General features: G+C 73.4%; 24 protein-coding genes and 1 riboswitch. Of the genes, 14 read left to right on the top strand and 10 right to left on the bottom strand.

Features of this window, described 5'->3' with window-relative positions; translation table 11 throughout:
• Positions 1 to 4: 4 nt before the first annotated feature.
• Together RV983_RS26570 and RV983_RS26565 are read left to right on the top strand one after the other, a co-directional pair.
• Complete coding sequence (locus RV983_RS26570; RefSeq protein ID WP_475988238.1) at positions 5 to 1,348, top strand: DUF58 domain-containing protein; 1,344 nt, start codon at positions 5 to 7, stop codon at positions 1,346 to 1,348.
• On the top strand, positions 1,348 to 3,831 hold the full coding sequence (locus tag RV983_RS26565; protein WP_475990466.1) for a transglutaminase TgpA family protein: 2,484 nt from the start codon (positions 1,348 to 1,350) through the stop codon (positions 3,829 to 3,831). The genes RV983_RS26570 and RV983_RS26565 overlap by 1 nt, the downstream gene beginning before the upstream one ends.
• A 266-nt stretch (positions 3,832 to 4,097) precedes the next feature.
• Here RV983_RS26565 and RV983_RS26560 read toward each other — a convergent pair whose 3' ends face one another.
• From RV983_RS26560 to RV983_RS26550, 3 genes are all read right to left on the bottom strand, one after another.
• Positions 4,098 to 4,505 (bottom strand): DUF3040 domain-containing protein, encoded by a 408-nt coding sequence (locus RV983_RS26560; protein WP_475988237.1) that lies wholly within the window; start codon positions 4,503 to 4,505, stop codon positions 4,098 to 4,100.
• A 235-nt stretch (positions 4,506 to 4,740) separates the two neighbouring features.
• On the bottom strand, positions 4,741 to 5,511 hold the full coding sequence (locus RV983_RS26555) for a methyltransferase (RefSeq protein WP_475988236.1): 771 nt from the start codon (positions 5,509 to 5,511) through the stop codon (positions 4,741 to 4,743).
• An 87-nt stretch (positions 5,512 to 5,598) separates the two neighbouring features.
• Positions 5,599 to 6,087, bottom strand: coding sequence for an SAV_6107 family HEPN domain-containing protein (locus RV983_RS26550; RefSeq protein WP_475988235.1), 489 nt, complete (start codon positions 6,085 to 6,087; stop codon positions 5,599 to 5,601).
• 182 nt (positions 6,088 to 6,269) lie between these two features.
• Here RV983_RS26550 and RV983_RS26545 point away from each other — a divergent pair, with 182 nt between their 5' ends.
• The 5 genes from RV983_RS26545 to RV983_RS26525 all read left to right on the top strand — a co-directional run bounded on the left by RV983_RS26545 (position 6,270) and on the right by RV983_RS26525 (position 12,209).
• Entirely contained in the window at positions 6,270 to 7,067 is a 798-nt protein-coding gene (locus tag RV983_RS26545; protein WP_475988234.1) for an ATP-binding cassette domain-containing protein, read from the top strand.
• Positions 7,039 to 9,153 (top strand): YhgE/Pip family protein, encoded by a 2,115-nt coding sequence (locus tag RV983_RS26540; RefSeq protein ID WP_475988233.1) that lies wholly within the window; start codon positions 7,039 to 7,041, stop codon positions 9,151 to 9,153. Before RV983_RS26545 ends, RV983_RS26540 begins: the two co-directional genes overlap by 29 nt.
• 34 nt (positions 9,154 to 9,187) lie before the next feature.
• On the top strand, positions 9,188 to 9,799 hold the full coding sequence (locus RV983_RS26535; protein ID WP_475988232.1) for a TetR/AcrR family transcriptional regulator: 612 nt from the start codon (positions 9,188 to 9,190) through the stop codon (positions 9,797 to 9,799).
• Positions 9,800 to 10,084: 285 nt separating this feature from the next.
• Positions 10,085 to 10,699 (top strand): DUF4126 domain-containing protein, encoded by a 615-nt coding sequence (locus RV983_RS26530; RefSeq protein WP_475988231.1) that lies wholly within the window; start codon positions 10,085 to 10,087, stop codon positions 10,697 to 10,699.
• Positions 10,700 to 10,709: 10 nt separating this feature from the next.
• Positions 10,710 to 12,209 (top strand): phytoene desaturase family protein, encoded by a 1,500-nt coding sequence (locus RV983_RS26525; protein ID WP_475988230.1) that lies wholly within the window; start codon positions 10,710 to 10,712, stop codon positions 12,207 to 12,209.
• On the opposite strand, the gene RV983_RS26520 is transcribed toward RV983_RS26525, so the two are convergent.
• The 5 genes from RV983_RS26520 to RV983_RS26500 all read right to left on the bottom strand — a co-directional run bounded on the left by RV983_RS26520 (position 12,206) and on the right by RV983_RS26500 (position 16,844).
• Positions 12,206 to 13,240, bottom strand: a complete 1,035-nt coding sequence (locus tag RV983_RS26520; RefSeq protein WP_475988229.1) for a hypothetical protein — start codon at positions 13,238 to 13,240, stop codon at positions 12,206 to 12,208. The genes RV983_RS26525 and RV983_RS26520 overlap by 4 nt on opposite strands.
• Positions 13,241 to 13,296: 56 nt before the next feature.
• Entirely contained in the window at positions 13,297 to 14,214 is a 918-nt protein-coding gene (gene metF / locus RV983_RS26515; protein ID WP_475988228.1) for a methylenetetrahydrofolate reductase [NAD(P)H], read from the bottom strand.
• Positions 14,215 to 14,336: 122 nt separating this feature from the next.
• A complete protein-coding gene (gene thiE, locus RV983_RS26510; RefSeq protein ID WP_475988227.1) occupies positions 14,337 to 15,002 on the bottom strand; it encodes a thiamine phosphate synthase in 666 nt (221 codons plus the stop codon).
• A gap of 141 nt (positions 15,003 to 15,143) precedes the next feature.
• Positions 15,144 to 15,509: an Rv2175c family DNA-binding protein gene (locus tag RV983_RS26505; RefSeq protein WP_475988226.1), complete on the bottom strand. Its 366-nt coding sequence runs from the start codon at positions 15,507 to 15,509 to the stop codon at positions 15,144 to 15,146.
• Between the two features lie 123 nt (positions 15,510 to 15,632).
• Positions 15,633 to 16,844: an NAD(P)/FAD-dependent oxidoreductase gene (locus RV983_RS26500; RefSeq protein WP_475988225.1), complete on the bottom strand. Its 1,212-nt coding sequence runs from the start codon at positions 16,842 to 16,844 to the stop codon at positions 15,633 to 15,635.
• An 81-nt stretch (positions 16,845 to 16,925) separates the two neighbouring features.
• A riboswitch (TPP riboswitch) is annotated at positions 16,926 to 17,038 on the top strand.
• On the opposite strand from RV983_RS26500, the gene thiO reads away from it, so the two are divergent.
• The 6 genes from thiO (at position 17,034) to RV983_RS26470 (ending at position 22,738) form a co-directional block, all read left to right on the top strand.
• Positions 17,034 to 18,191 (top strand): glycine oxidase ThiO, encoded by a 1,158-nt coding sequence (gene thiO, locus RV983_RS26495; RefSeq protein ID WP_475988224.1) that lies wholly within the window; start codon positions 17,034 to 17,036, stop codon positions 18,189 to 18,191. Its footprint overlaps the riboswitch before it by 5 nt.
• A 5-nt stretch (positions 18,192 to 18,196) precedes the next feature.
• Positions 18,197 to 18,397, top strand: coding sequence for a sulfur carrier protein ThiS (gene thiS / locus RV983_RS26490; protein ID WP_475990465.1), 201 nt, complete (start codon positions 18,197 to 18,199; stop codon positions 18,395 to 18,397).
• Between the two features lie 6 nt (positions 18,398 to 18,403).
• On the top strand, positions 18,404 to 19,204 hold the full coding sequence (locus RV983_RS26485) for a thiazole synthase (RefSeq protein WP_475988223.1): 801 nt from the start codon (positions 18,404 to 18,406) through the stop codon (positions 19,202 to 19,204).
• 159 nt (positions 19,205 to 19,363) lie between these two features.
• Positions 19,364 to 21,262 (top strand): Stk1 family PASTA domain-containing Ser/Thr kinase, encoded by a 1,899-nt coding sequence (gene pknB / locus RV983_RS26480; protein WP_475988222.1) that lies wholly within the window; start codon positions 19,364 to 19,366, stop codon positions 21,260 to 21,262.
• 23 nt (positions 21,263 to 21,285) lie between these two features.
• Positions 21,286 to 22,146 (top strand): deoxyribonuclease IV, encoded by an 861-nt coding sequence (locus RV983_RS26475; RefSeq protein WP_475990464.1) that lies wholly within the window; start codon positions 21,286 to 21,288, stop codon positions 22,144 to 22,146.
• Between the two features lie 94 nt (positions 22,147 to 22,240).
• Complete coding sequence (locus tag RV983_RS26470) at positions 22,241 to 22,738, top strand: DUF4396 domain-containing protein (protein ID WP_475988221.1); 498 nt, start codon at positions 22,241 to 22,243, stop codon at positions 22,736 to 22,738.
• A 16-nt stretch (positions 22,739 to 22,754) separates the two neighbouring features.
• Here RV983_RS26470 and RV983_RS26465 read toward each other — a convergent pair whose 3' ends face one another.
• Positions 22,755 to 23,369, bottom strand: coding sequence for a sulfite oxidase-like oxidoreductase (locus RV983_RS26465; protein WP_475988220.1), 615 nt, complete (start codon positions 23,367 to 23,369; stop codon positions 22,755 to 22,757).
• A 171-nt stretch (positions 23,370 to 23,540) separates the two neighbouring features.
• Between RV983_RS26465 and bfr the strand changes: the two genes are divergently transcribed.
• Positions 23,541 to 24,020, top strand: coding sequence for a bacterioferritin (gene bfr, locus RV983_RS26460; RefSeq protein ID WP_475988219.1), 480 nt, complete (start codon positions 23,541 to 23,543; stop codon positions 24,018 to 24,020).
• Positions 24,021 to 24,029: 9 nt separating this feature from the next.
• Here bfr and RV983_RS26455 read toward each other — a convergent pair whose 3' ends face one another.
• Positions 24,030 to 24,308, bottom strand: coding sequence for a (2Fe-2S)-binding protein (locus tag RV983_RS26455; RefSeq protein WP_475988218.1), 279 nt, complete (start codon positions 24,306 to 24,308; stop codon positions 24,030 to 24,032).
• Positions 24,309 to 24,428: the final 120 nt, after the last annotated feature.

The following is a 24,428-nucleotide window of genomic DNA, read 5'->3' as shown; positions in this document are numbered from 1 at the left end:
TCACGTGACCGAGCGTGAAGGCGGCCTCCGCGCCGCCCTGGGCGGTCTCACGACCCGTGGCCGCTCCTTCCTCGCGGCGGGCGTGGCCGCCGCGGTCTGCGCGTTCGTGCTCGGCCAGACCGACCTGCTGCGCGTCGGCCTGCTGCTGGCCGTACTGCCGCTGCTGTGCGTGGCCGTGCTCCACCGGACGCGGTACCGCGTGGCGGGCAGCCGCCGGCTGACGCCGTCGCGGGTGCCCGCGATGTCCGAGGCCCGGGTGCACCTGCGGGTGGACAACGTGTCGCGGCTGCCCACCGGGCTGCTGATGCTCCAGGACCGGGTGCCCTATGTACTGGGCCCCCGGCCGCGGTTCGTGCTGGACCGCGTGGAGCCCGGCGGCCACCGGGAGGTCTCCTACCGGGTCCGCTCCGACCTGCGGGGCCGCTACCCGCTGGGGCCGCTGCAGTTGCGGTTGACGGACCCCTTCGGCATGTGCGAGCTCACCCGTTCCTTCAGCGCGCAGGACACGCTGACGGTGGTGCCCCGGGTCGAGCCGCTGCCCGCGGTGAAACTCAAGGGCGATTCCTCCGGCTACGGCGAGAGCCGCACCCGGGCGCTGGCGCTGGCCGGCGAGGACGACGTGATCCCGCGCGGCTACCGCTACGGGGACGACCTGCGCCGCGTGCACTGGCGCTCCACCGCCAAGTACGGCGAGCTGATGGTGCGCCGCGAGGAGCAGCCGCACCGGGCCCGCTGCACCGTCCTGCTGGACACCCGGGCACTCGCCTACTTCGGGGCCGGGCCGGACTCGGCCTTCGAGTGGGCGGTCTCCGGAGCCGCGTCCGTCGCGGTGCACATGCTGGGGCGCGGCTACACGGTGCGGCTGCTGACCGACAACGGCGGCACCGTGCCCGGCCACGAGGGCTTCGGCTCGGACACCTCGGACGCGGCCGGAGTGCTGCTGGACACGCTGGCCGTGATCGACCACTCCGACGGCGCGGGGCTGTCGCGCGCGCAGGACGTACTGCGGGCCGGCACCGAGGGGCTGCTCGTGGCCTTCTTCGGCGACCTGGACGAGGAGCAGGCGGCAATGGCCGCCCGGATGCGCCAGCGGGCCGGCGGCGCCGTCGCCTTCCTGATGAGCCGCGAGGCCTGGGGCGGGTCGGACACCGACGACGCGTACATCGGCGCGGACCTGCCGGACCCGCCGGCGGGTGCGGAGAGCGCCCGGGACGGCAGCGCGCGCGGCGTGCGGCTGCTGCAAGAGGCCGGCTGGACGGTGCTGCCGGTCTCCCACGGTGACGGTCTGGCGGAGCTGTGGCAGCGCGCCGACCGGCGCCGCGCCCAAGAGGAGGCGGGAACCCGATGATGAGCGGACGCGGACGGATCGCGGCGTTCGCGGCGCTGGCGACGGTTTTGACCTCCTTCGCGCTGACGCCCCTGGCGACACCGAGCTCGTGGGTGCTTCAGGCGATGCTCCTGGTGCTGCTGCAGACCGGCGTCGGCGCCGCGGCCCGGCGGGTGCCGCTGGCCCGGCCGCTGACGATCGCGGCGCAGGCGATCGTGTCGCTGCTGGCGCTGACCGTGCTCTTCGTCCACGACCAGGCCGTGCTCGGGGTGTTCCCCGGGCCCCCGGCCTTCACCGAGTTCGGGCGGCTGCTGACGGCCGGCGTGCAGGACGTGGGTCAGTTCGCGATCCCGGCGCCGGTCACCGAGGGCATCCGGCTGCTGCTGGTGGGCGGCGTCGTGGTGATCGGGCTGGTCGTGGACGGGCTCGCGGTCACCTACGGCAGCGCGGCCCCGGCGGGGCTGCCGCTGCTGGCGCTGTACTCGGTCGCGGCCGGGCTGTCCGGGGGCGAGAGCAAGTGGTGGCTCTTCCTGCTCGCCGGCGTGGGCTATCTGCTGCTCCTGCTCGCCGAGGGCCGGGACCGGCTCTCGCGCTGGGGCCGGATCTTCGGCGGGCCGGGCGGGGCGCCGCGCAACGGGAGCGGCCCGGCGGCGCTGTCGGGCGGCGGCGCGCTGGCACCGGTGCGCACCGGGCACCGCATCGGGGCGGTCGCACTGGGCGTCGCGCTCCTGGCGGGCCTGGCACCCGGGCTGGGCGGCGGGCTGCTCCAGGCGACGGGCGCGGGCCAGGGCGGCGGGGGCGGCGGGACGATCGCCGCGGTCAACCCCGTGGTCGCCCTGCAGGACAACCTGAACCAGCCCCAGGACCGCGAGGTGCTCCGCTATCGCACCAACAGCCAGGCGACCGGCGACATGTATCTGCGGATCGTCTCCCTCGACCGGTTCACCGGCGACAAGTGGGAGCCCTCCCAGCGCGCCCTCACCGACGTTCCCAAGGTGCTGCCCGTCCCGCAGGGGCTCGGTCCGCAGATAGCCACCTCGCTGACCGAGACCTCGGTCGTGGCCGACCGCGGCTATGTGCAGATGTGGCTGCCGATGCCTTACCCCGCCCAGCAAGTGCACGTCGACGGCCGCTGGCGGTACGAGCCGGAGGGCCGCACCATCATCGGCGACCGCGGGCAGAGCACCTCAGGTGCCGGCTACGAGGTCACCAGCCTGCGGCTGCAGCCGACGGCCCAGCAACTGGCCGCCGCTCCGCCGGCCCCGGCGAAGCTGCTCGCGGAGTACACCAAGGTGCCGGACTCCCTGCCCGACGAGGTCAACCGCACCGCGCTGGACATCACCAAGGGCGCCACCAACGACTACGAGCGGGCCGTTGCGCTGCAACGCTGGTTCACCTCGGGCGCCTTCACGTACGACACGTCGGTGCGCTCCGGCACGGGTGTGCAGGCGATCACGCGGTTCCTGAAGAACAAGGAAGGCTTCTGCATCCACTTCGCCTTCACCATGGCGGCGATGTCCCGGACGCTGGGCATCCCGGCCCGGGTGGCCGTGGGCTTCACCCCGGGCACGCCCCAATCGGACGGCACGTACTCGGTGGGGCTGAAGGACGCGCACGCCTGGCCCGAGCTGTACTTCGAGGGCGTCGGGTGGACCCGCTTCGAGCCCACCCCGACCCGGGGCACCACCCCGGACTACACCGCGGAGACCACGGCCCCGGACCCGGCCGGTGCCGCCCCGGACACCCCCCAGCAGGACGCGACCGTCGCCCCCGCCCACGGCCCGACCGCCACGCCGGCCTGCCCGGCCAAGGACGTCCAGCTCGGCAACTGCGACCCACTGGCCGGGTCCGCCGACAGCGGCCCCCCGGCCGGCGGTTTCTGGCAGGGCGTGCGGGACGTGCTGGGCAATGTCTGGTTCGCGGTCGGGAGCGTGCTCGCGCTGGCGGTCCTCCTGCTTCTCGTGCCGCTGCTGTGGCGGCACCGGGTGCGGACGCGGCGGCTGACCGGCAGGCACGACCCGGCGACCGAGAAGGCGTGGCTGCGGCTGACCGGACGGGACCTCTCCGACCCGGGCGCCCGTGAGGGCGCGCGCACCCTGGCGGTCTGGCAGGACCTCCTCGACACGGCCTGGGACTACGGCCTGCGGCCCAACGAGTCCGAGACACCGCGCGCCGTGGTGGCCCGGCTCGTCCGGGACGGTGGGCTGGAAGACACATCACAGGAGGCGGCCCGGCGGCTCGGCGACGCCGTGGAGCAGGCCCTGTTCTCGCCGCGGCCGGCCTCGGCCACGGCGAGCGCGGCCGATGTGCACCTGGTGATGGACGGCCTGTGGCGGTCCGCTGACCGTTTCACCCGGCTGCGGGCACTGATGCTGCCGCGCTCGGCGGTACGTCTCCTGTGGCAGATCGGCGAGGCCCGGACAGCCTGGACCGCGCGCGCCTCCGACCGCTTCCGGAGCGCCGGTGACGCGATGCGCCGGCCGCTGCGGCGCGGCACCCCCTAGCGGGGCGGGCGAGCCCGCACACGGCGAAGGGGCGGCATTCCCGACAGGGGAATGCCGCCCCTTTCCCGCTCCCGGACCTCCACGACCGGTGACGGTTCGCCTGACCCGCCTGCGCCGCGTGCGGGGGCGGCGCCGCCCGGGGGCATCAGCGTTTGCGGGCGCGCCGCCGGCCGGCGACCGGGACGCGAATGGGGGCGGGTCCCGGTCGGGATCCCGCCCCCATGGGCGAAGAAGGTGGAAGACGGTGGAATTCGGTGGTCCGTGGCTCACTGACCTTGTTCGTCGCGGCGGCGCTGCCACCGCTCCTCGATGCGGTCCATCATCCCGCGGCGCGGCTGACGACGCGCGCGGCCCGGATTGCCCGGATGGGAGTGTCCCGCAGGGGCCGCGGTGGAGCCCGGCCTCGCAGCGCGACGCCAGCCGGTGACGGCGAGGACGGCACAGCCGAGCATGACCAGGAAGCCCACGACACTGATCCACGGCTGCTGGGCGATCATGCCGGCCATCAGCAGCCCGATGCCCACCAGGAAGCCCGCCACAGCCAGGTAGACCCGCCGCCTGGTGTAGGTGCGCAGCCCGCTTCCCTCAAGCGCCGACGCGAACTTGGGATCTTCGGCGTACAGCGCTCGCTCCATCTGCTCGAGCATGCGCTGCTCGTGCTCCGAGAGCGGCACGGAGTCCTCCTACTCGTCGGTCGCGGGGGAGCGACCGTTACGACCCTTCCAGGATAGGCAGGGAATCGCCCCCGTGAAACCCGCCCCACTGCGCCAATCCGACGGGGGAGGTTTTCCCCGTCGAACGCCACGTCATGCCAGCATACGGCCCGGAACCGCATCTCGGGGGGCGTGTGACGGACTCCTCCCGCTGGGTGACCGGAAGGTGTAAGGGGCCCCGGCCCGGGGGACGGTGTCAGCCGCGCTCGGCCAGGACGTGCAGTTGGGTGGCCACCGCGTGAAAGGCGGGTTGCTCGGCGGCGGCGAGTTCCAGTCGCAGGAGTGCCTCCTGGGCGCCCGGTTCGGTGTCCACCAGGACGCCGGGGACCAGATCGGCGAAGACCCGTACGCCGTGCACCGCGCCGACCCGCAGGCCCGCGTCGGCGACCAGGCCGGTCAGTTCGTCGGCGGTGAAGCGGCGCGGCATCGGATCGCCTTCGCCCCAGCGGCCGTCGGCGTCGTCGAGGGTGTGCCGGGCCTCGGTGAAGTGACCGGCGATGGCGCGTGCGAGCACGGCCCCGTGGCGGCCGGCGGCGAGCAGGCTCAGGGTTCCGGAGGGGCGCAGGCTGCCGACGGCGTTGCGGATGCCCTCGGCCGGATCGTCCACGTACTCCAGCACGCCATGGCAGAGCACCACGTCCTGGCTGCCTGCGGGCACGACGTCCAGGAGCCCGTGGGCGTCGCCCTGGACACCGTGGACGCGCTCGGTGACACCGGCCTCGGCGGCGCGCCGCCCCAGGGCGAAGAGCGCGTCGGGGCTGGGGTCGACGACGGTGACGCGGTGGCCCAGACTGGCGACCGGCACCGCGAAGTTGCCGGTGCCCCCACCCGTGTCGAGCACGTCGAGCACGTCCCGGCCGGCGGCCTTGGCCTGCCGGTCCAGCGCCTCGCGCAGAACCTCCCAGACCACGGCAGTACGCAGGGCTGCGCGGGGACGCAGCGGTTCGGCCCCTCCTGGACGGGACATGCGGACGGCTCCTCGCGGGCGGTCGGGGCTCGGGACCGGTCGGCCCGGCCTGGCACCCACTCTAGTGGGCCGCGCGAAGCCTCCCGATCAAGCCGGGCGGTCCACCTGCTGCCGCGGCAGGGCGGGCTGCAGCGCGAGCATCCGCTCCACGAGCCGCAGGAACATCCCGGTGGCGCGGACCAGATCGTCGGCGTCCCGCCGGGTGACGGCGCCCTGTATGCCGGCCTCGGCCAGGGCCCGGCGTCTCGCACCCGCCTCGAACAGGGCGCTCCACTCGGCCAGTTCGGGCGCGACCTCGGGCAGCACCTCCCACGCGCTGCGGATGCGCTGCCGGCGCCGCTTCGTCGGCTCCGGGCGGCCGCGCACGGCGAGCACGGCGGCCGCGGTGCGCAGTGCGGCCAAATGGGCGGTGGTGTAGCGGTCGTTGGCGGTCTCCAGTAGGACGGCCTCCCCGAGCCCCCGGGCGGCCTGGGCGAGCAGATCGAGCGCGGCCGCCGGGGCACCCGCCCTGCGCAGCACGGGATGGACGTCGGTGGCGCCGCTGCCGGCGGCGGTCCTGCGAGCTGGCGCGGTCATCACGTACCTCCTGTCTTCGTATGACGTGTCCGACAGTTCCTGGCTTTCGCAACTCATCGTGAAGCACACCTCTGACAATCGCCCTGACCTGCGGGTTCGGTGAGGGGCGGCGAAGTACGCTAAAGTTTTTGCACTGACTGGTCAGTTCAATTTTATGCGCGGACGAGGACGGGGGCGGGCGAGTGATCACCGCGGAAGGGTTCGGGCTCAAGGGGCCCAGGGGCTGGGCGTTCCGGGACATCACCTTCACGGCACCGGCGGGCAGTCTGATCGCCGTCGAGGGAGCCTCGGGATCCGGCCGCACCTGTCTGCTGCTCGCGCTGACCGGGCGCATGCGCGCCGGCGAGGGACACGCCGAGGTGGCCGGGCACCGGCTGCCCCGTCAGCTCGCCGCCGTCCGGCGGGTCGCCGCCCTCGGCCCCGTCGACGGGGTCTGCGAACTGGACCCTGCGCTCACCGTGGGCGAGCACCTGCGCGAACGGGTCCTGCTGCAAAGGCGCTTCGGCGACTCGCTGCGCGGACTGGCGCGACCCCGCGCGGAGCGGGAGGCGGCGGGACGGCGGCGTGTCGCGGAGGCGCTGGAGGCGGCCGGGCTGGATCCGGCCACGCTGCCCAAGGCCGAACGCACCGCCGCCCGCGACCTGGAACGGCTGGAGGCCCTGCGTCTGGGCACCGCGCTCGCGCTGCTCGGCCGCCCCGAGATCCTGGCCGTCGACGACACCGACCACAAGCTGGGCCCGGCCGAACGCGACCAGGCGTGGGCGATGCTGCGCGGCATCGCCGCGGGCGGCACCACGGTGCTTGCGGTCTGCACGCAGGCGCCCGAGGACGCCGTCGTGGTCCGTACGGGGGCACCCGCGGCGGCGACCGGCACCACGAGTGCGACCGGCGACAAGACCAAGACCGGGACCGGTGGGAGCGCCGGCACCACGAGCGAGAAGGGGGCGGCGGATGCGCACGCCGAGGCTGGCAGCGCTTGAGTTGAGGAGGTTCGGCAGGGGGCGGCTGCCCCGCGCGGCCATGGCGGCGCTGCTGCTTCTGCCGCTGCTCTACGGCGCCTTGTACCTGTGGTCGTTCTGGGACCCCTACGGGCGGCTGGACAAGATCCCGGTCGCCCTGGTGAACGCCGACAAAGGCGCCACCGTGGACGGTCACCGGCTCGCCGCGGGCGACTCCATCGCCGAAGGGCTGCGCGGCAGCGACACCTTCGACTGGCACGAGACCACCGCCGCCGAGGCCGCCAGGGGTGTCGAGGACGGCACCTACTACCTCTCGCTGACCGTCCCGTCCGACTTCAGCGCCCGTATCGGCTCCAGCGCGGGCCGGCGGCCCGAGACCGGCGCCCTCCATGTGCGCACGAACGACGCCAACAACTACATCGTCGGCCAGATCTCCCGCACGGTCTTCTCCGAGGTGCGCTCCGCCGCCTCCACCAAGGCGTCGCGCGGCTTCTACGACAAGATCTTCGTCTCCTTCTCCGACCTCCACGACCGGACGGTGAAGGCGGCAGACGGCGCGGACGACGTCACCAAGGGAGCCGGTTCGGCCCGGACGGGCTCCGAGGAACTCGGTGACGGCATCAGCAGCGCCGAGGACGGGGCACGGCGGCTGGCGGACGGCCTGCGCGACGCGAAGAAGGGCAGCCACGCTCTCGCCACCGGGCTGGACACGCTGGACACCGGCGCCGGCCGCGTCGCGGCGGGCACCCAGACGCTCGCCGACAAGGTCAACGGCGCGTCCGACGAACTCGCCTTCGTCAAGAAGCACATCAAGGAGATCAACGCGGTGGCGCGGCTGGTCGCGCAGGGATCCCAGGCGGCGAAGGACGGTCTCGGCGACCTTCCGGGGCAGGCGGGGCGCGCCGTCACCGACGCCAAGGCAGCCGCGGCCGAGATGCACGTCGTCTCTGCGCAGCAGTGCCCGCTCGGCGCCGTCACCCCCGAGTGCCAGGCGCTGGACAAGGCCGGGGACGCCGCGGACGAGGTGGTGCGGATCGCCGGCCGGCTCGACACCTATGTGCGCACCCACGACGCGCAGCTGGACGACCTCCGCGGCGACCTGGGCACGCTGCACACGGTCGCCACCGACCTGTCCGACCCGCACCTGGCCGGCCGGCTGCACAGCGCGGTCGACAGCGTCAACGAACTCAACGACGGCGCCAGGAAGGTCTCGAACGGTCTGCACACCGCCACGGCGGGCGCCGGCAGCCTCGACAGCGGACTGACCGAACTGTCCTCCGGCGCGAACGGCCTGGCCGGCGGCATGTACCGGCTGTCGGACGGCAGCAACCGCCTCACCAGCGGCCTGACCCGGCTCACCGACGGCAGCGGGCAGCTCGCCGACGGCCTCCACGACGGCGCCGCGCGGATCCCCGACTACGGCACCGCGGAGCGCGACGACCGCACCAAGGTGATGGCCGACCCGGTGCGGCTGGCGTCCGGCGCGCTGCACAAGGCGCCCAACTACGGCACCGGTTTCGCCCCGTACTTCATCCCGCTGTCCCTCTGGGTGGGCGCCATGGTGGCGTACATGCTGCTGCCGCCGCTGAGCAAGCGCGCCATGGCGGCGGGCGCCCCCGCGTGGCGCATCGCGGTGGCGGGCTGGTTGCCGGTCGTCGCCGTCGGCGTCCTGCAGACGGTCGCGCTCATGGCGGTGCTGCACTGGGCCGTCGGTCTCCACATGGCCCGCGCCGCGGGCACGATCGGCTTCCTGGCGCTGGTGACCGCCTGCTTCGGCGCGATCGTGCAGTGGCTCAACGCCCGCTTCGGCCCGGCGGGCCGCGTCCTGGTGCTGGCGTTGCTCATGCTCCAGTTGACCTCGGCCGGCGGCACCTACCCCGTGCAGACCAGCCCGGGCTTCTTCAACGCCGTCCACCCGTTCCTGCCGATGAGCTACGTCGTCGAGGGACTGCGGCATCTCATCACGGGCGGCGGCCTGTGGCCGGTGTGGCGGGCCTGCCTGGTGCTGGCGGCCTTCACCGCGGGCGCGCTTGCGCTCACCGCGTGGTCGGCGCGCCGCAAGCAGGTCTGGACGCCGGCCCGGCTGCACCCGGAGCTGTCCCTGTGACGCCGGGGCGGCGCGGCCGGAGACAATCGACGTCATGAACAGTGCACGACGGCAGGCCACCCGGCAGAAGCTCTACCAGGCCGCGGTCACCCTCATCGCCGAGCAGGGCTTCTCCGCCACCACGGTGGACGAGATCGCCGAGCGCGCCGGCGTGGCCAAGGGCACGGTCTACTACAACTTCGCGAGCAAGAACGAGCTTTTCGAGGAGCTGCTACGGCACGGCGTCGGCCTGCTCACCACCTCCCTGAAGGAGGCGGGCGACACCGTCACCGCCCGCGGCGGCACCCATGTGGGCGCGATCGACGCGATGATCCGCGCGGGTCTGGCCTTCATCGCGGAGTACCCGTCGTTCACGCAGCTGTACGTGGCCGAGTTGTGGCGCACCAACCGGGCGTGGCAGGACACGCTCATGGTGCTGCGCAAGGAGGCAGTGGCCGTCGTGGAGCGGACGCTTCAGGCGGCCGTGGACGCGGGCGAGTTGAGCGACGAGATCGATGTGCCGCTGACGGCCGCCGCCCTGTTCGGGATGGTGCTGGTGGCGGCGCTGGACTGGCTGTCGTTCCAGCCGGAGAGGTCGATCGACGACGTGCACGCCGCCCTGTCCCGGCTGTTGCAGGGCAGGGTCGCGGGCCGGGCCCGCGCTTAGAAGCGGAAAACGGGAGCGCGTCACCCCGGTGCGACCCGGTCCCCCGCCGGGTCGGACCGGGGCCACGCTTCCCCGTGGTGCCCCCGTTCCCGGGCGGGCGCCGCGCCGTTCCGCCGCCCCGTGCCGGCGGTCCCGGCGCCTTGCCCGTCCGTTGACACCAGCTTGGCGTCCCGGCGGGGTCCCTCTCATCCGCGCGCGTACTCAAGTGCGCGTCTAGGTACGGATACTCACTACTGGGCGGTACCGCTCAAAGCCCCGCGCGCGGCTTCGCTAGCATCAGCGCCCATGTCGGTTCTTCCGCTCGTATTCACCAGCGGCTGGGCGAGCGGGATCAACGCCTATGCCGTGGTCTTCCTGCTCGGTCTCATGGGCGCCACCGGGATCAGCGACGAGGTGCCCCCGGCACTGGAGCGCACGGACGTGCTGGTCGTGGCGGGCGTGCTCTTCCTGTGCGAGGCGGTGGCGGACAAGATCCCCTACGTCGACACGGCGTGGGACGCCGTCCACACGGCGATCCGTCCCGTCGCGGGCGCCGTCGTGGCCGCCCTGCTTGCGGGTCACAACGGCTCGCTGCCGGAGCTGGCGGCCGGGGCGGTCGGCGGCACGACGGCCCTGGTCAGCCATCTGGTGAAGGCGGGCCTGCGGATGGGGGTCAACACCTCGCCGGAGCCCGCGAGCAACATCGTGGTCAGTCTCGCCGAGGACATCGGCGTCTCCGGGGTCATCGTGCTCGCGCTGTTCCATCCGGTCCCCGCGGCGGTCGTCGCGGCGACGCTGCTCGCGCTCGGCACCATGACGGTGTTCTTCGTGATGTCCCGGATCCGCCGCTACTGGCGCCGCTGGAGGGAGCGCCGCCGTCAGCGCCGGTCCGGCCACGGGGCTCTCAGCGGGTGGGGATAGGGTCCTGCGCATGGCACGGATTGCGGTGATCGGCGCGGGTATGGGCGCCATGGCGGCCGCCGCCCGGCTCGCCACGGGCGGGCACCGGGTGGCGGTGTACGAGCGCGTGGACACGCACGGCGGCGCCGTCCGCCGGTACGGGCGCGACGGCTTCGGCTTCGACACCGGGCCCGGTCTGCTGCACCTCCCCGCGGTCTACCGCGACCTGTTCCTGAAGACGGGCAAGAAGAGCCTGGAGCAGAGCGTCGCGCTGTCCCAGGTGGAGCCCGCCGCCCGGCATCTCTTCGCGGACGGCACGGACGTGGTGCTGCCGAACGCGTCGCGCGGCGGTGTGGTGGCCGCGCTGGACGCCGCCCTGGGCGAGGGCGCGGGCGAGCGCTGGAGCGAGCTGCTGGTGCGCGCCCGCGACGTGTGGGACGCCACCCGCAGGCCCCTGCTGGAGGACGCGCTCGCCGCCGGCCCGGCCGTCCTCGGCCGTGACCCGTACCCGGCGGCAGCGGTCCGCCGCGGCATGTTCCGGCGGGGGGCACCGACGCTGGCCGAGACCGCCGCGCGCGAACTGCGCGATCCGCGGCTCGCCGCTCTGCTCGGCTCCTACGCCCTCGCCCACGGCTTCGACCCGCGGACGGCCCCGGCCGCCGCCGCCGTGCTGCCGTACATCGAGCAGACCTTCGGCTCCTGGTATGTGCGCGGCGGCATGCGCGCGCTGGCGGACGCCGTGTACGAACGCTGCCTGGAACGGCGTGTGGAGTTCCACTTCTGCGCGGACGTGACGGCCGTCGTGGAGAAGGACGGCCGTGCCGCCGGGCTCGAACTCGCCGACGGCACCAAGGTGGAGGCCGACCAGGTCGTCGCGGGCATCGCGCCCCGGGTGCTGTCGGCGCTGCTGCCCGGCCCCGGGGAAGCCGTTCCGCCCGGCCTGGACGGCGAGGGACCCGGCCGGCTGACGGTGTGCCTCGCGCTGCGCGGTGCCCGGCCCGAGGGCACCGCGCACCGCACGGTCGTCCACGCCCCCGACCAGACGGCGGAGGCGGCGGCCCTGGCCCGGGGGGAGTTCCACGAGCGGATGACCGTCACAGTGCTGCGGCCCGACGACGACACCCTGCGCCCCGACGACCGTTCGGAGGCGATCACCGTCAGCGCGACCGTGCCCCCGCAGGGCGCCGGCGGCCCGGACTGGAACGCCCCCGGCCTCGCGGACCGTTACGCGGACGCGGCGCTGGCCGCGGCCTCGGCCGCCCTGCCGGACCTCGCGGACCGCCTGCTGTGGCGCGAGGTGCACACCCCGGCCGACACCGAGCACGAGACGGGGCTCCCGGGCGGACGGCTCCCCCGTCCCGCCCTCGCCGGCGCCGACGGGGCGCATCTTCACCCCGGCAACCGCACCCCGGTGCGCGGCCTCCACCTCGTCGGCGGCTGGTCCCATCCCGGCGGCGGGCTCGCGCACACCGGCATGTCCGGCGCCATCACCGCCGACCTGATCGTGGGCGGTCCCGGCGGCAGCCGCTAGTTGTAGCGGTAGGGGTCGTTGTACGGGTCGTACTGACCCTGATTCTGGCCCTGCTGGCCCTGCTGGCCCTGCTGCTCGTGCGGGGGCTGCTGCTGTTGCTGCTGCTGGTCGTAGGAGTTCTGCTGCTGCGGGATGTACGGCTGCTGCTCGCCGCCCTGCTGCGGCACCCAGACACCGCCCGCGGGCGTGTCGTAGCCGTATCCCTGCTGCGGGGCGCCGGTGCCCTGCCCCTGCTGGTAGGGGTCCTGGTAGCCGCCGCCGTAGTTGCCGTAGGCCTGCTGGGTCTCCCAGCCGCCGGTCTGCTGCGGCTGGCCGTACGCGTCGTACGAGGCCGCGGCGGGCTGCTGCTGCGCCCCGTTGTTCCAGTCGCCGTAGCCGGTGGTGCCGTAGCCCTCGTAACCGCCGCTGGTGTAGGGGTCGGGGGTGTGGCCGGGCTGCGCGTTGTACGCCGGGTACTCGCCGCTGTCCTCGTGCAGGGGCATGGGCTGGTAGACCTGCGTGGAGTCCATGCCGGGCGCCTGCGGCGCCTGGCCGCCCCCCTGGGGACCGGCGTATGCGTCGTACGACTGCCCGACTGCCGCGCCGTCCGGGACACCGGCGCCGTGCTCCTCGGCCGGACCCTGCGTCACGGGCTCGGCGGCGTAGCCCTCGTGAGCCTCCGAGGCCTCGCCGCGCGCGCCCCGGCCGCGGCGTCCGCCGGCGCGGCGCGAGGCCGGCGCGGGCTCGGCAGCGTCGTCGGCGGCATCGGTGTCGTCGCTGTCGGGGTCGTCACCCTTGGGGACGTTGAGGGCCCAGCCCTCGACGAAGCCCCGCCGGTAGGAGAGCGTGACGAAGGTCTGGCCGGTGCCGAAGGCCAAGGCGCCCAGCACGATCACGACGACGGACGGCATGTAGACGCCGAGGACGACGCCCATGAATCCCCCGAAGGCGAGCAGCCGCCACCTCAGCCGGGCCTTGTACTGGAGCAGTACTTCGCCGAGCAGCCACAGCGCGACCACCCCGAAGGCGATGTAGAGCACTGTGTAGGCCATGAGAGCACTTCCTCACCGTTCACCGTCGTCGGCCCACCGGGGCGGCGGCTCCGCCCTCACGGCCTCTGGTGCAGTCCCAGATTCTCGTAGATTTCCAACGACGCCGTGGAGTGATTAAGGGTAATGAAGTGCAGTCCGGGAATGTCCTCGGCCATCAGCCGCCGACACATCTCCGTCGCGTACTCGACCCCGATCGCCCGCACCGCGGCCGGATCGTCCTTGACCGCGAGGATACGGTCCGCGAGCTCCGGCGGGAAAGGCGCGTTGCCCAGCTGCGCGAAGCGCTCGATCTGGCGCACGTTCGTGACCGGCATGATCTCCGGGATGATCGGCGTCTCGCAACCGCCCTTCCCGACCCGGTCACGCAGCCGCAGGTAGTCCTCGGCGTCGAAGAACATCTGGGTGATGGCGTAGTCGGCGCCCGCACGGCACTTCGCGATGAAGTGACGCGTATCACTCTCCCAGTCGGTCGAGCGCGGGTGCATCTCCGTGAAGGCCGCGACACCGACGCAGAAGTCGCCCGACTCCTTGATGAGCCGGACGAGTTCGTAGGCGTAGTCCACGCCCTCGGGGTGCCGCTGCCACTCCCCGAGCGGGTCGCCGGGCGGGTCGCCGCGCAGCGCGAGCATGTTGCGGATCCCGGCGTCGGCGTACTGGCCGATGATGTTGCGCAGCTCGGCGACGGAGTGGTCGACCGCGGTCAGATGCGCCACGGGGGTGAGGGTCGTGTCGGAGGCGATGCGCTCGGTCGCCCGGACGGTGCCGGAGCGGGAGGTGCCGCCCGCGCCGTAGGTGACGGAGACAAAGGTGGGGCCGACCGCCTCGATGCGGCGGATGGCGTCCCAGAGCGTCCGCTCGCCCTTCTCGGTCCTCGGTGCCATGAACTCGAAGGAGTACGAGCGCTGCCCCGAGGCCAGCAGTTCGCGAATGGTGACCGCGTGATCAGTCCTGGTGGAAGCGGTTCCGAGGGCCATGCGCCTCAGGCTAGCCGCGGGGGCCTGCGGGCCCCAACAGGACGCGGGGAAATGTTCACTCCCTGGACAGGCCGGGCACGCCCTACGGGGCGCCCGCCGTCCGGGACGCCGGCGCGCGCCGCTCAGCCGGTGTACGAGCGGACCCGTTTGGCCAGCTCGGAGGCGGCGGCGCCGGGGTCCTCGGCCTCGGTGACGGCCCGGACCACGACGACCCGCCGGGCGCCCGCGTCCAGCACCTGCCCGACGTTCTCCAGGTCGATGCCGCCGATCGCGAACCACGGCCGGTCCGTACCGAGCCCCGCCGCGTACCGGACGAGGCCGAGCCCCGGCGCGGGACGGCCGGGCTTGGTCGGGGTGGGCCACACCGGCCCGGTGCAGAAGTAGTCCGCACCGGGCTCCACGGCGGCCGCGGCCGCCTCGGACTCGGAGTGGCAGGACCGTCCGACGACCGGGGAGTCCCCGCCGGAACCGAGGATCGCCCGCGCGGCTGGGACCGGCAGGTCGCCCTGGCCCAGGTGCAGGACGTCGGCACCGGCCGCGTGCGCCACATCCGCGCGGTCGTTGACCGCAAGGAGGGCCCCGTGCCGCCGGCACGCGTCACCGAGGACCGCGAGGTACTCCAGTTCCTCGCGGGCCTCGATGCCCTTGTCGCGCAGCTGCACGACGTCGACCCCGGAGGCCAGCACGGCGTCCGCGAAGGCGGCGAACTCCGCGATGCCTCCCTGGCGCCGGCGGGCGTCGGTGCACAGGTAGAGCCGGGCGTCGGCGAGCCGCGCGCGGATGCTCATGCGGTGGGGTCCCCCTCAGGTGCGGCTCGTGCGTTTCGTGCAGTACATGCGGTTCGTGCAGTACGTGCGGTGCAAGCGTTGGCTGCGGTGCGTACGGTACGGGCAGCGCCCGCGGTGGGTGCGGTGGAGGGGCGGGGCCGCTCAGACGGCCAGCGCCTGGGCCCGGCGCTTCACCTCGGTCCCGCGGTTCTCGCACAGGGCCTGCACCGGAGTGCCGGGCAGGCTCTCGTCGGGGGTGAACAGCCACTCCAGGGCTTCCTCGTCGCTGAACCCGTCGTCCTTGAGCAGGTTGAGCGTGCCGGCGAGGCCCTTCACGATCTTCCCGTCGCCGATGAAGTCGGCTGGGACCATCAGCACCCTGTTCTCCCCGCGGCGCACCGCGATGAGCTGTCCTTCCTTGATCAGCTGGCGGACCCGGGTCACCTCCACGTCGAGCTGCTCGGCGATGTCGGGGACGTTCAGCCAGGAGGGTACGAGGGCATCAATCTTTGCGTCGATCTCGGTCACAGGACAAGCGTGCCATCCCGGACCCGTACCGCGGTACTCGTGGCGTCCACCAGGGGCACGCGGGGCGCTCCGGAAGGTGCTGCCGACGGCGGGCCGACCGGCCGTCCGGCCGCGTCCGGAGCGTCACAGGACGGCGGCCCGGAGCTGCACCGCGGGGTCGGCCACCAGGGTCCGGTCGAGACGGGCATCCCGGGCGATGAGCTTGCGGGCCTGTGCCAGGTCGCGCGGACGGCCCACCGCGAACAGGGCGACGAGCACATCGCCGCGCAGCCACAGCACGGACCAGGCGAGGCCCTCCGGGTCGCCCCGCAGCAGCATCTCGTCGGAGTCGACGTGGTGTCCCGCGTACTGGACGAAGCGCCCGAACTGCTCGGACCAGAAGTACGGGACGGGGTCGTAGACCTCGTCGCCGCCCAGAATGTTGGCGGCCGCGGTGCGGGGTCCCTGGACCGCGTTGTCCCAGTGATGGATGAGCAGCCGCTCCCCGTAGCGGGCGGAGGGGAAGGAGGCGCAGTCCCCGACGGCGTACACGTCGGGCACGGAGGTGCGCAGCCGGTCGTCGGCGAGTACCGCCCGGTCCGGGCCGAGGTCGACCCCGGAGCCGGCCAGCCATCCCGTCGCCGGCCGGGCCCCGATGCCGACGACGACGGCCTCCGCGGCGATCACGCTGCCGTCGGCGAGCCGCACGAGGCCGGGCTCGACCGCGGCGACGGAGGCGCCCGTGCGCAGTGCGACGTCCGCCTCCGCGTACCAGCCGCGCATCCGGTCGGCGATCCGCTCGGGCAGCACACCCGCCAGGGGCCGGTCGGCGGCCTCGACGACGGTCACGGCACAGCCCGCGTGCCGGGCGGCGGTGGCGAACTCGGCGCCGATCCAGCCCGCGCCGACCACGACGACCGTGTTCCGCGCCTCCAGGACGGGCCGCAGCCGGGCGGCGTCGTCCAGGGTGCGCAGTACGTGCACGCCGGGCACACCCTCGCTGCCGGGCAGCGTGACCGGTTCGGCGCCGCTGGCCAGGACGAGCTTGTCGTACTCCACCGGGCCCGCGTCCGTGAGCAGTCGGCGCTCCTCCGCGCGCAGCGCGCTCGCGTGCCGGCCGAGGAGCAGCTCGACGCCGATACCGCCGAAGTCCACGTCCAGCAGCGCGCCCGGACCCTCGTCGGCGCCGAAGAGGACGCCCTTGGACAGCGGGGGCCGGTCGTAGGGCGGATGCCGCTCCGCGCCGATCAGCGTGATCGTGCCGCCCCACCCCTGCTCGCGCAGGGACACGGCGGTCTGCACCCCGGCCATCCCGGCCCCGACGACGACGGCTCGCTGCTCGCTGCTGCTGGTCACGCGATCACCGTAACGCCGCGCGGCGCGCGCCCCGGTAGCGGCGCCCTACTCGCTCCCAGGAGTGCGTACTAAAGTGGCGGTCGAAGCACTCGCGGGAGCCCGGCGCACCGGGCTGAGAGGGCGGCTGGCCGGCCGCCGACCGTACGAACCTGATCCGGGTCATGCCGGCGAAGGGAGGAGCGGTACATCGTGCGAGGTCATGACAGGTCCGACGTCGTCGTCATCGGTGGCGGGATCATCGGACTGGTCACCGCCTGGAGGGCGGCCCAGCGCGGATTGCGCACGGTCGTCGCCGATCCCGATCCGGGCGGCGGCGCCGCCCTCGTGGCAGCCGGGATGCTGGCCCCCGTCACCGAACTGCAGTACGGCGAGCAGGCCCTGCTCGACCTGAACCTCGCCGCGATCCGCCGCTATCCGGCGTTCGCGGCCGAGCTGGAGGAGACCACGGGCCTGGACCTCGGCTACCGGGCGTGCGGCACCCTCGCCGTCGCCCTGGACGTCGACGACCGGGCCGAGCTGCGCGAACTGCACGCGTTCCAGACCTCCTTGGGGCTCCGTGCGGAGTGGCTGAGCGGCCGGGAGTGCCGTCGGCTGGAGCCGATGCTCGCGCCCGGCGTGCGCGGCGGCCTGCGCGTCGACGGCGACCACCAGGTCGACCCGCGGCGGCTGGTGGCGGCGCTGCTGCGGGCCTGTGAACTGTCCGGGGTGGTGTTCCGCCGCGCCGCGGTGACCGGCGTGGACGTCGCCGGCGACCGGGCGCGCGGCGTCGTGCTCGACGACGGAACGGCGCTGGCCGCGGGGCAGACCGTGCTGGCCGCCGGGAGCCGCAGCGGCCTGATCGGCGGGCTGCCGGAGCGCCTGCTGCCACCCGTACGCCCGGTGAAGGGCCAGGTCCTGCGGCTGCGGGTGCCCGCGGCGTACGCGCCCTTCCTGTCCCGCACGGTCCGGGCGGTGGTGCGCGGCGCGCACGTCTACCTCGTGCCGCGGGAGAACGGCGAACTGGTCGTCGGGGCCACCAGCGAGGAGATGGGCTGGGACACCACGGTGACGGCCGGCGGCGTGTACGAGCTGCTGCGCGACGCCCACGAGCTGGTGCCGGGCCTCACGGAACTGCCCCTGGTGGAGACGGTCGCGGGACTGCGGCCCGGCTCCCCCGACAACGCCCCGATGCTGGGCCGCAGCGCCCTGGAGGGCCTGCTCGTGGCCACCGGCCACCACCGCAACGGCGTGCTGCTCACCCCGCTCACCGGCGACGTGATGGCCGAGGTGCTGACGGGCGGGGAACCGCCCGAGGTGGCCCGCCCCTTCTCCCCCGGCCGTTTCACACCCCAGGAGCAGTACGTATGACCGCGATGACCGTCTCCGTCAACGGCGAGCCGCACGAGGTGACGCCCGGTCTCACCCTCGACCGGCTGGTCGCCGGGCTGACCACCGCCGCCTCCGGTGTCGCCGCCGCGCTCAACGAGACCGTGGTGCCGCGCGGGCAGTGGCCCGCCACCGCGCTGAGCGACGGCGACCGCGTCGAGGTCCTCACCGCAGTACAGGGAGGCTGACCGCACATGGCCGACGACCCGCTGACCATCGCCGGAACGGCCTTCGGCTCCCGTCTGATCATGGGGACCGGGGGCGCGCCGAGCCTGGAGGTGCTGGAGCAGGCGCTGCTCGCCTCCGGCACCGAGCTCACCACGGTCGCCATGCGGCGGCTCGATCCCACGGTCAAGGGCTCCGTGCTGTCGGTGCTGGCCCGCCAAGGCGTCCGCGTCCTGCCCAACACCGCCGGCTGCCGGACCGCGGGCGAGGCCGTCCTCACCGCCCGGCTGGCCCGGGAGGCGCTGGGCACGGACTGGGTGAAGCTGGAGGTGATCGCGGACGAGCGCACGCTGCTGCCCGATCCGGTCGAGCTCCTGGACGCGGCCGAGACCCTGGTCGACGACGGCTTCACGGTGCTGCCGTACACCAGCGACGACCCGGTGCTGGCCCGCCGGCTGGAGGACCTCGGCTGCGCCGCGGTCATGCCGCTGGGCTCTCCCATCGGCTCCGGCCTCGGCATCCGCAACCCGCACAACTTCGAGCTGATCGTGGAGCGGGCCGCCGTGCCGGTGATCCTCGACGCGGGTGCGGGCACGGCGTCCGACGCCGCCTTCGCGATGGAGCTGGGGTGCGCCGCCGTCATGCTCGCCTCCGCGGTCACCCGGGCCCAGGAGCCGGTGCTGATGGCCGAGGCCATGCGCCACGCCGTGGAGGCCGGCCGGCTCGCCCACCGTGCGGGCCGCATCCCGCGGCGACGGCACGCCCTGGCCTCCTCGCCGTCCGAGGGCGTCGCCGCCTTCGACCCGGAGCGGCCGGCCTTCGGCGCCTGAGGCACCGCGCCCGGCGCACCCTGGGTGACGTGCGGTGGTCCGGCGGGCGACCGGTGCACCGCGTCACGGTTTCGTGTCGGTACCGCACGACCGCGGCACAACGTTGCCGTGTTAGCCCAAGCGGGTAAGGCGAACACCGTAAACTGCACGTTTGTGGATATGACCCTTCAAGACCCGCTGGTCGGGCGCACGCTCGACGGCCGCTACCGGGTGGAAGCCCGGATCGCGGTCGGCGGGATGGCGACGGTCTACCGAGCGCTGGACACCCGTCTGGACCGTGTGCTCGCGCTGAAGGTGATGCACCCGGCGCTGGCGGCCGAGCCCGGCTTCGTGGAGCGCTTCATCCGCGAGGCGAAGTCCGTGGCACGGCTGGACCACGCCAATGTGGTGCAGATCTACGACCAGGGTGCCGACGGCACCTATGTGTACCTGGCGATGGAGTACATCGCCGGCTGCACTCTCCGGGACCTGCTGCGCGACCGGGGCGCGCTGCCGCCCCGTGCGGCGCTGGACATCCTGGAGCCCGTGCTGGCGGCCCTCGGCGCCGCGCACCGGGCGGGCCTGGTGCACCGCGACATGAAGCCGGAGAACGTCCTCATCGGCGACGACGGCCGGGTGAAGGTGGCGGACTTCGGCCTGGTCAGGGCCGTGGACGCGCACACCTCGACGACCTCGACCACCGGCGTCGTGCTGGGCACCGTGTCCTATATGGCACCGGAGCAGATCGAGAGCGGCACGACCGACCCGCGCAGCGACGTGTACGCCTGCGGAGTGCTGCTCTACGAAATGCTCACCGGCGGCAAGCCCCGGGCGGGCGGCACGCCGATGCAGGTGATCTACCAGCATCTGAACGAGGACATCCCCGCGCCCTCGGCCACTGTGCCGGGACTGGCGCCGCGGCTGGACGACCTCGTGGCGAGCGCGGCGGCCCGGGGGCCCGCGCTGCGTCCCGCGGACGCGGTGGAGCTGCTGGCCCGGCTGCACACGACGCGCGCCGCCCTGAGCCCCGCGCAGCTGGACGCCGCTCCGCCCACGGCGCACGCTCCCGTGCCGCCGGCCGGGGCGGAGGAGGCGACCTCCGTGGTGCACCGCACGACGCGGCTGGAGATGCCGCCGGAGCCGACGCGGCGGCAGCCCGTCCCCGGCCGCGGGCACGCGGCAGCCGGCGGCTCCAGGCTGCGGGCCCGGCCGGGCATGATCGCCGCGGTGGTCGCCCTGCTGCTCGTCGTCGGCATCGGCGCGGGTGTCTGGTACATCAACGACGGCCAGTTCACCAGGACCCCCGCGGTGCTGAACCTGGCGCGGGCGGAGGCGGAGAAGCAGCTGCGGGCGGCCGGGCTCAAGGTCGAGGTGGTCGAGGCGTTCGACGCGGCCACGCCGAAGGGCGAGGTCAGCGGCACCGATCCCGGCCCGGGCACGCGCATCCGCGACGACGGCACGGTCACCATCACCGTTTCCAGGGGCCCGGAGCAGGTGAAGGTGCCGGATGTGGTGGGCAGGTCACTGGGCCGGGCCCGGGAGGAGCTGACCTCCGCCGGCCTGACGGCGGGCCGGGTGACCCAGGAGTTCAGTGGCGAGGTCCCGCGCGGCGATGTGATCTCCACCGACCCGGGCAGCGGTACGACCCGCAAGCCCGACTCCGCGGTGGCGCTCGTGGTCAGCAAGGGCGCGCCGGTGGACGTTCCCGACGTCGTCGGTGCGCCGCTGGAGGACGCCCGCAGGGCGTTGCAGGAGGCCGGTCTGCGGGTGAAGGTCGCGGCGCAGCGGGTCTTCTCCGACCGGGCCGACGAGGGCGGGGTCGCCGCGCAGAGCTCGGACGCCGGGCAGCAGCTGGCGTCCGGCGACACGGTCACCCTGACCGTGTCCAAAGGCCAGCAGATGATCGAGGTCCCGGACGTCCGGGGCAAGGACGCCGACGTGGCCCGCCAGGAGCTGAAGGCCGCCGGGTTCGACGTGCGCGTGATCCGTTTCTTCTTCACGGGCCAGGTCAGCAACCAGTCGCCCGCCGGCGGCGGCGAGGCACCGAAGGGGAGCACGATCACACTGTGGGTGAGCTGACCGGTTCCCGTACGGCCGCCGTCGTGCGCAACCCGGTCGGCGCCCACGTGCCCGTCGCCGGGGGCCTGGCCACCACGGGCCTCGCGGCGGCCGCACGGCTGGGCGCGGAGGCCGTGCAGGTCTTCGTCGCCAACCCGCGCGGCTGGGCCACCCCGGCGGGTGATCCCCGGCAGGACGAGCAGTTCCGCGCGCACTGCGCCGCGCAGGGGATCCCGGCCTATGTCCACGCCCCCTACCTGATCAACTTCGGTTCGCACACCGCGGCCACCGCCGACCACTCGGTGGTCTCCCTGCGGCACTCGCTGCGCCGGGGCCGGGAGATCGGGGCGCTCGGCACGGTCGTGCACACCGGGTCCGCGACCGGCGGACGCGCCCGGGAGACGGCTCTGGCGCAGGTGCGGGAGCGAATGCTGCCGCTGCTGGACGAGCTGACGCACGAGGACGACCCCTGGCTGCTGCTGGAACCCACGGCGGGGCAGGGCTTCTCGCTGTGCGCCCTGGTGGAGGACCTGGGCCCGTACTTCGACGCGCTCGACCGCCATCCGCGCCTCGGGGTCTGCCTGGACACCTGCCATGTCTTCGCCGCCGGGCACGACCTGGCGGCGGCCGGCGGTGTGAAGGCCGTACTGGACGAACTGGTCGCCACGGTCGGCCCGGGGCGGCTGCGTCTGGTCCACGCCAACGACTCCAAGGACGTCGTCGGCGCGCACAAGGACCGTCACGAGAACATCGGCGCCGGTCACATCGGCGCTCCGGCCTTCGCGGAGCTGTTCAGCCATCCCGCGGCCGCCGGGGTCCCCCTGATCGTGGAGACGCCGGACGGCCCGGACAAGACGGGGATGACACGGGACGTGGCCACGCTCCAAGCGCTCCGGGACGCCTGACACCCGTGTGCGGGAATACCCCATGGGGGTATCTTGTTGCATGACGGCCGGGCGGGATTCCCGCCACCGGACGCGCAGGTGAGGGAGACGCACGATGCAGCACATCGAGCACGCACACGAACCGCACGCCACCTCCGCGCACCACCACCCCGCGGCGCCCTCGGGCTGGCCCGACGCCGTCCGGGCGACACTGCACTGCCTGACCGGTTGCGCGATCGGCGAGATCCTCGGCATGGCCGTCGGCACCGCGCTCGGCTGGCACAACGTGCCGACCATGATCCTGGCCATCGTGCTGGCCTTCGTCTTCGGCTACTCGCTCACGATGCGCGCGGTCCTGCGGGCCGGCGTGGACGTCCGCACCGCGCTGCGGGTGGCGCTCGCCGCCGACACCGTCTCGATCGTCTTCATGGAGCTCGCCGACAACGCGACGATCGTGGTCTTCCCCGGCGCCATGGACGCGACGCTCGCCGACGCGCTCTTCTGGATCAGTCTCGCGCTGTCCTTCGTGGTGGCGTTCCTGGTCACCACGCCCGTCAACAAGTGGCTGCTCGGCCGCGGCAAGGGTCACGCGGTCGTCCACCGGTACCACTGAGCAGCGGGGCGGGAGGCTACAGCTCGGGCCCGTCGCCGGGCTCCTCCTGGTACGAGTAGCGCTGCTCCGACCAGGGGTCGCCGACGTTGTGGTAGCCGCGCTCCTCCCAGAAGCCGCGGCGGTCGGCGGTCATGTACTCCACACCCCTGACCCACTTGGGGCCCTTCCAGGCGTAGAGGTGGGGAACGACCAGCCGGGCCGGGAAGCCGTGCTCGGCGGTCAGCGGCTCGCCGCCGCGATGGGTCGCGAATATGGACCCGCCGGCGGCGAAGTCCGACAGCCGCAGGTTGGAGCTGAAGCCGTACTCGGCCCACACCATCACATGCGTGACCTCGGGGGCGGGCGGCGCGAGCCGCAGCAGTTCGGTGGCGGCGACGCCACCCCACTCGACGCCGAGCATGCTGAACTTGGTGACGCAGTGGAAATCGGCCATGACCGTCGTGTACGGCAGCGCCGAGAACTCCTCGTGGTTCCAGGCGTGCTTGCCGCCGTCCACCGTGGCACCGAAGACCTGGAAGTCCCACCGGTCGGGCTTGAACCTCGGCACCGGACCGTAGTGGGTCACCGGCCAGCCCCGCTGGAGCCGCTGCCCCGGAGGAAGCTCTCCTTCGTGGCGTTCGGACTGACCCATGCGTCCATGGTGACAGACCGGATGCAGTGCTACCGACCAGGTGTGGGGCATATCCCAACAATCCCGACCAATCGGTCTATCGGAGTAAGTGCGGACTTACTGGATCGCCCCCGCCCGACGGTGCGAGGATGCGCGCATCGTGTCGATTTCTCCGGAAAGGACGGGTTTGCCATGCAAGGCGACCCCGAGGTCATCGAGTTCCTGAACGAGCAGCTGACGGGCGAGCTCACCGCCATCAACCAGTACTTCCTGCACGCCAAGATGCAGGAGAACTTCGGCTGGACGAAGCTCGCCAAGTACACGCGGCACGAGTCGTTCGACGAGATGAAGCACGCCGAGGTGCTGACGGACCGCATTCTCTTCCTGGATGGCCTGCCCAACTACCAGCGGCTCTTCCATGTGCGTGTGGGACAGACCGTCACGGAGATGTTCCAGGCCGACCGCCAGGTCGAGGTGGAGGCGATCGACCGGCTCCGGCGCGGCATCGAGGTCATGCGGGCCAAGGGGGACATCACCTCGGCCAACATCTTCGAGGACATCCTCGCGGACGAGGAGCACCACATCGACTACCTCGACACGCAGCTCGAACTCATCGAGAAGCTCGGGGAGCCGCTGTACCTCGCCCAGGTCATCGAGCAGCCGGACAGCTGAGGCGTCAGGTCAGGCGGCGCTCGCCGCGGCCGGCAGCGCCGGGGGCACGGGGGACGCGACCGGCAGGGACGCGGGATGCGGCGCCGGCGAGGAGCTCCCGACGGCAGGCACGGTACGGCCGGCCCAGCTCTCCCCGCGGCCGAGAAGCGCCTGGATGCGGCGGACACAGGAACCGCAGTCGGTGCCCGCCTTGCAGGCGGAGGCTATCTGGCGCGGAGTGCAGCGGCCGGCGTCCGCATGCCGCTTGACCTGCTCTTCGGTGATGCCGAAGCATGAGCAGACGTACACGCGGGTTCACCCCCTTCTCCGGTCCGGCTGAGGTTAACCTAACCTTACCCGGCCATCGAGTGGCTGAAAATAGTCGAGGGGCGCGGATCGATGTGATCCGCGCCCCTTCGCGTGTGCGCC

The sequence above is a fragment of the Streptomyces sp. RLA123 genome (genome assembly GCF_056270165.1).
Note: the sequence above shows the minus strand (reverse complement) of the source record. Positions and strands in the feature narration are given on the sequence as shown.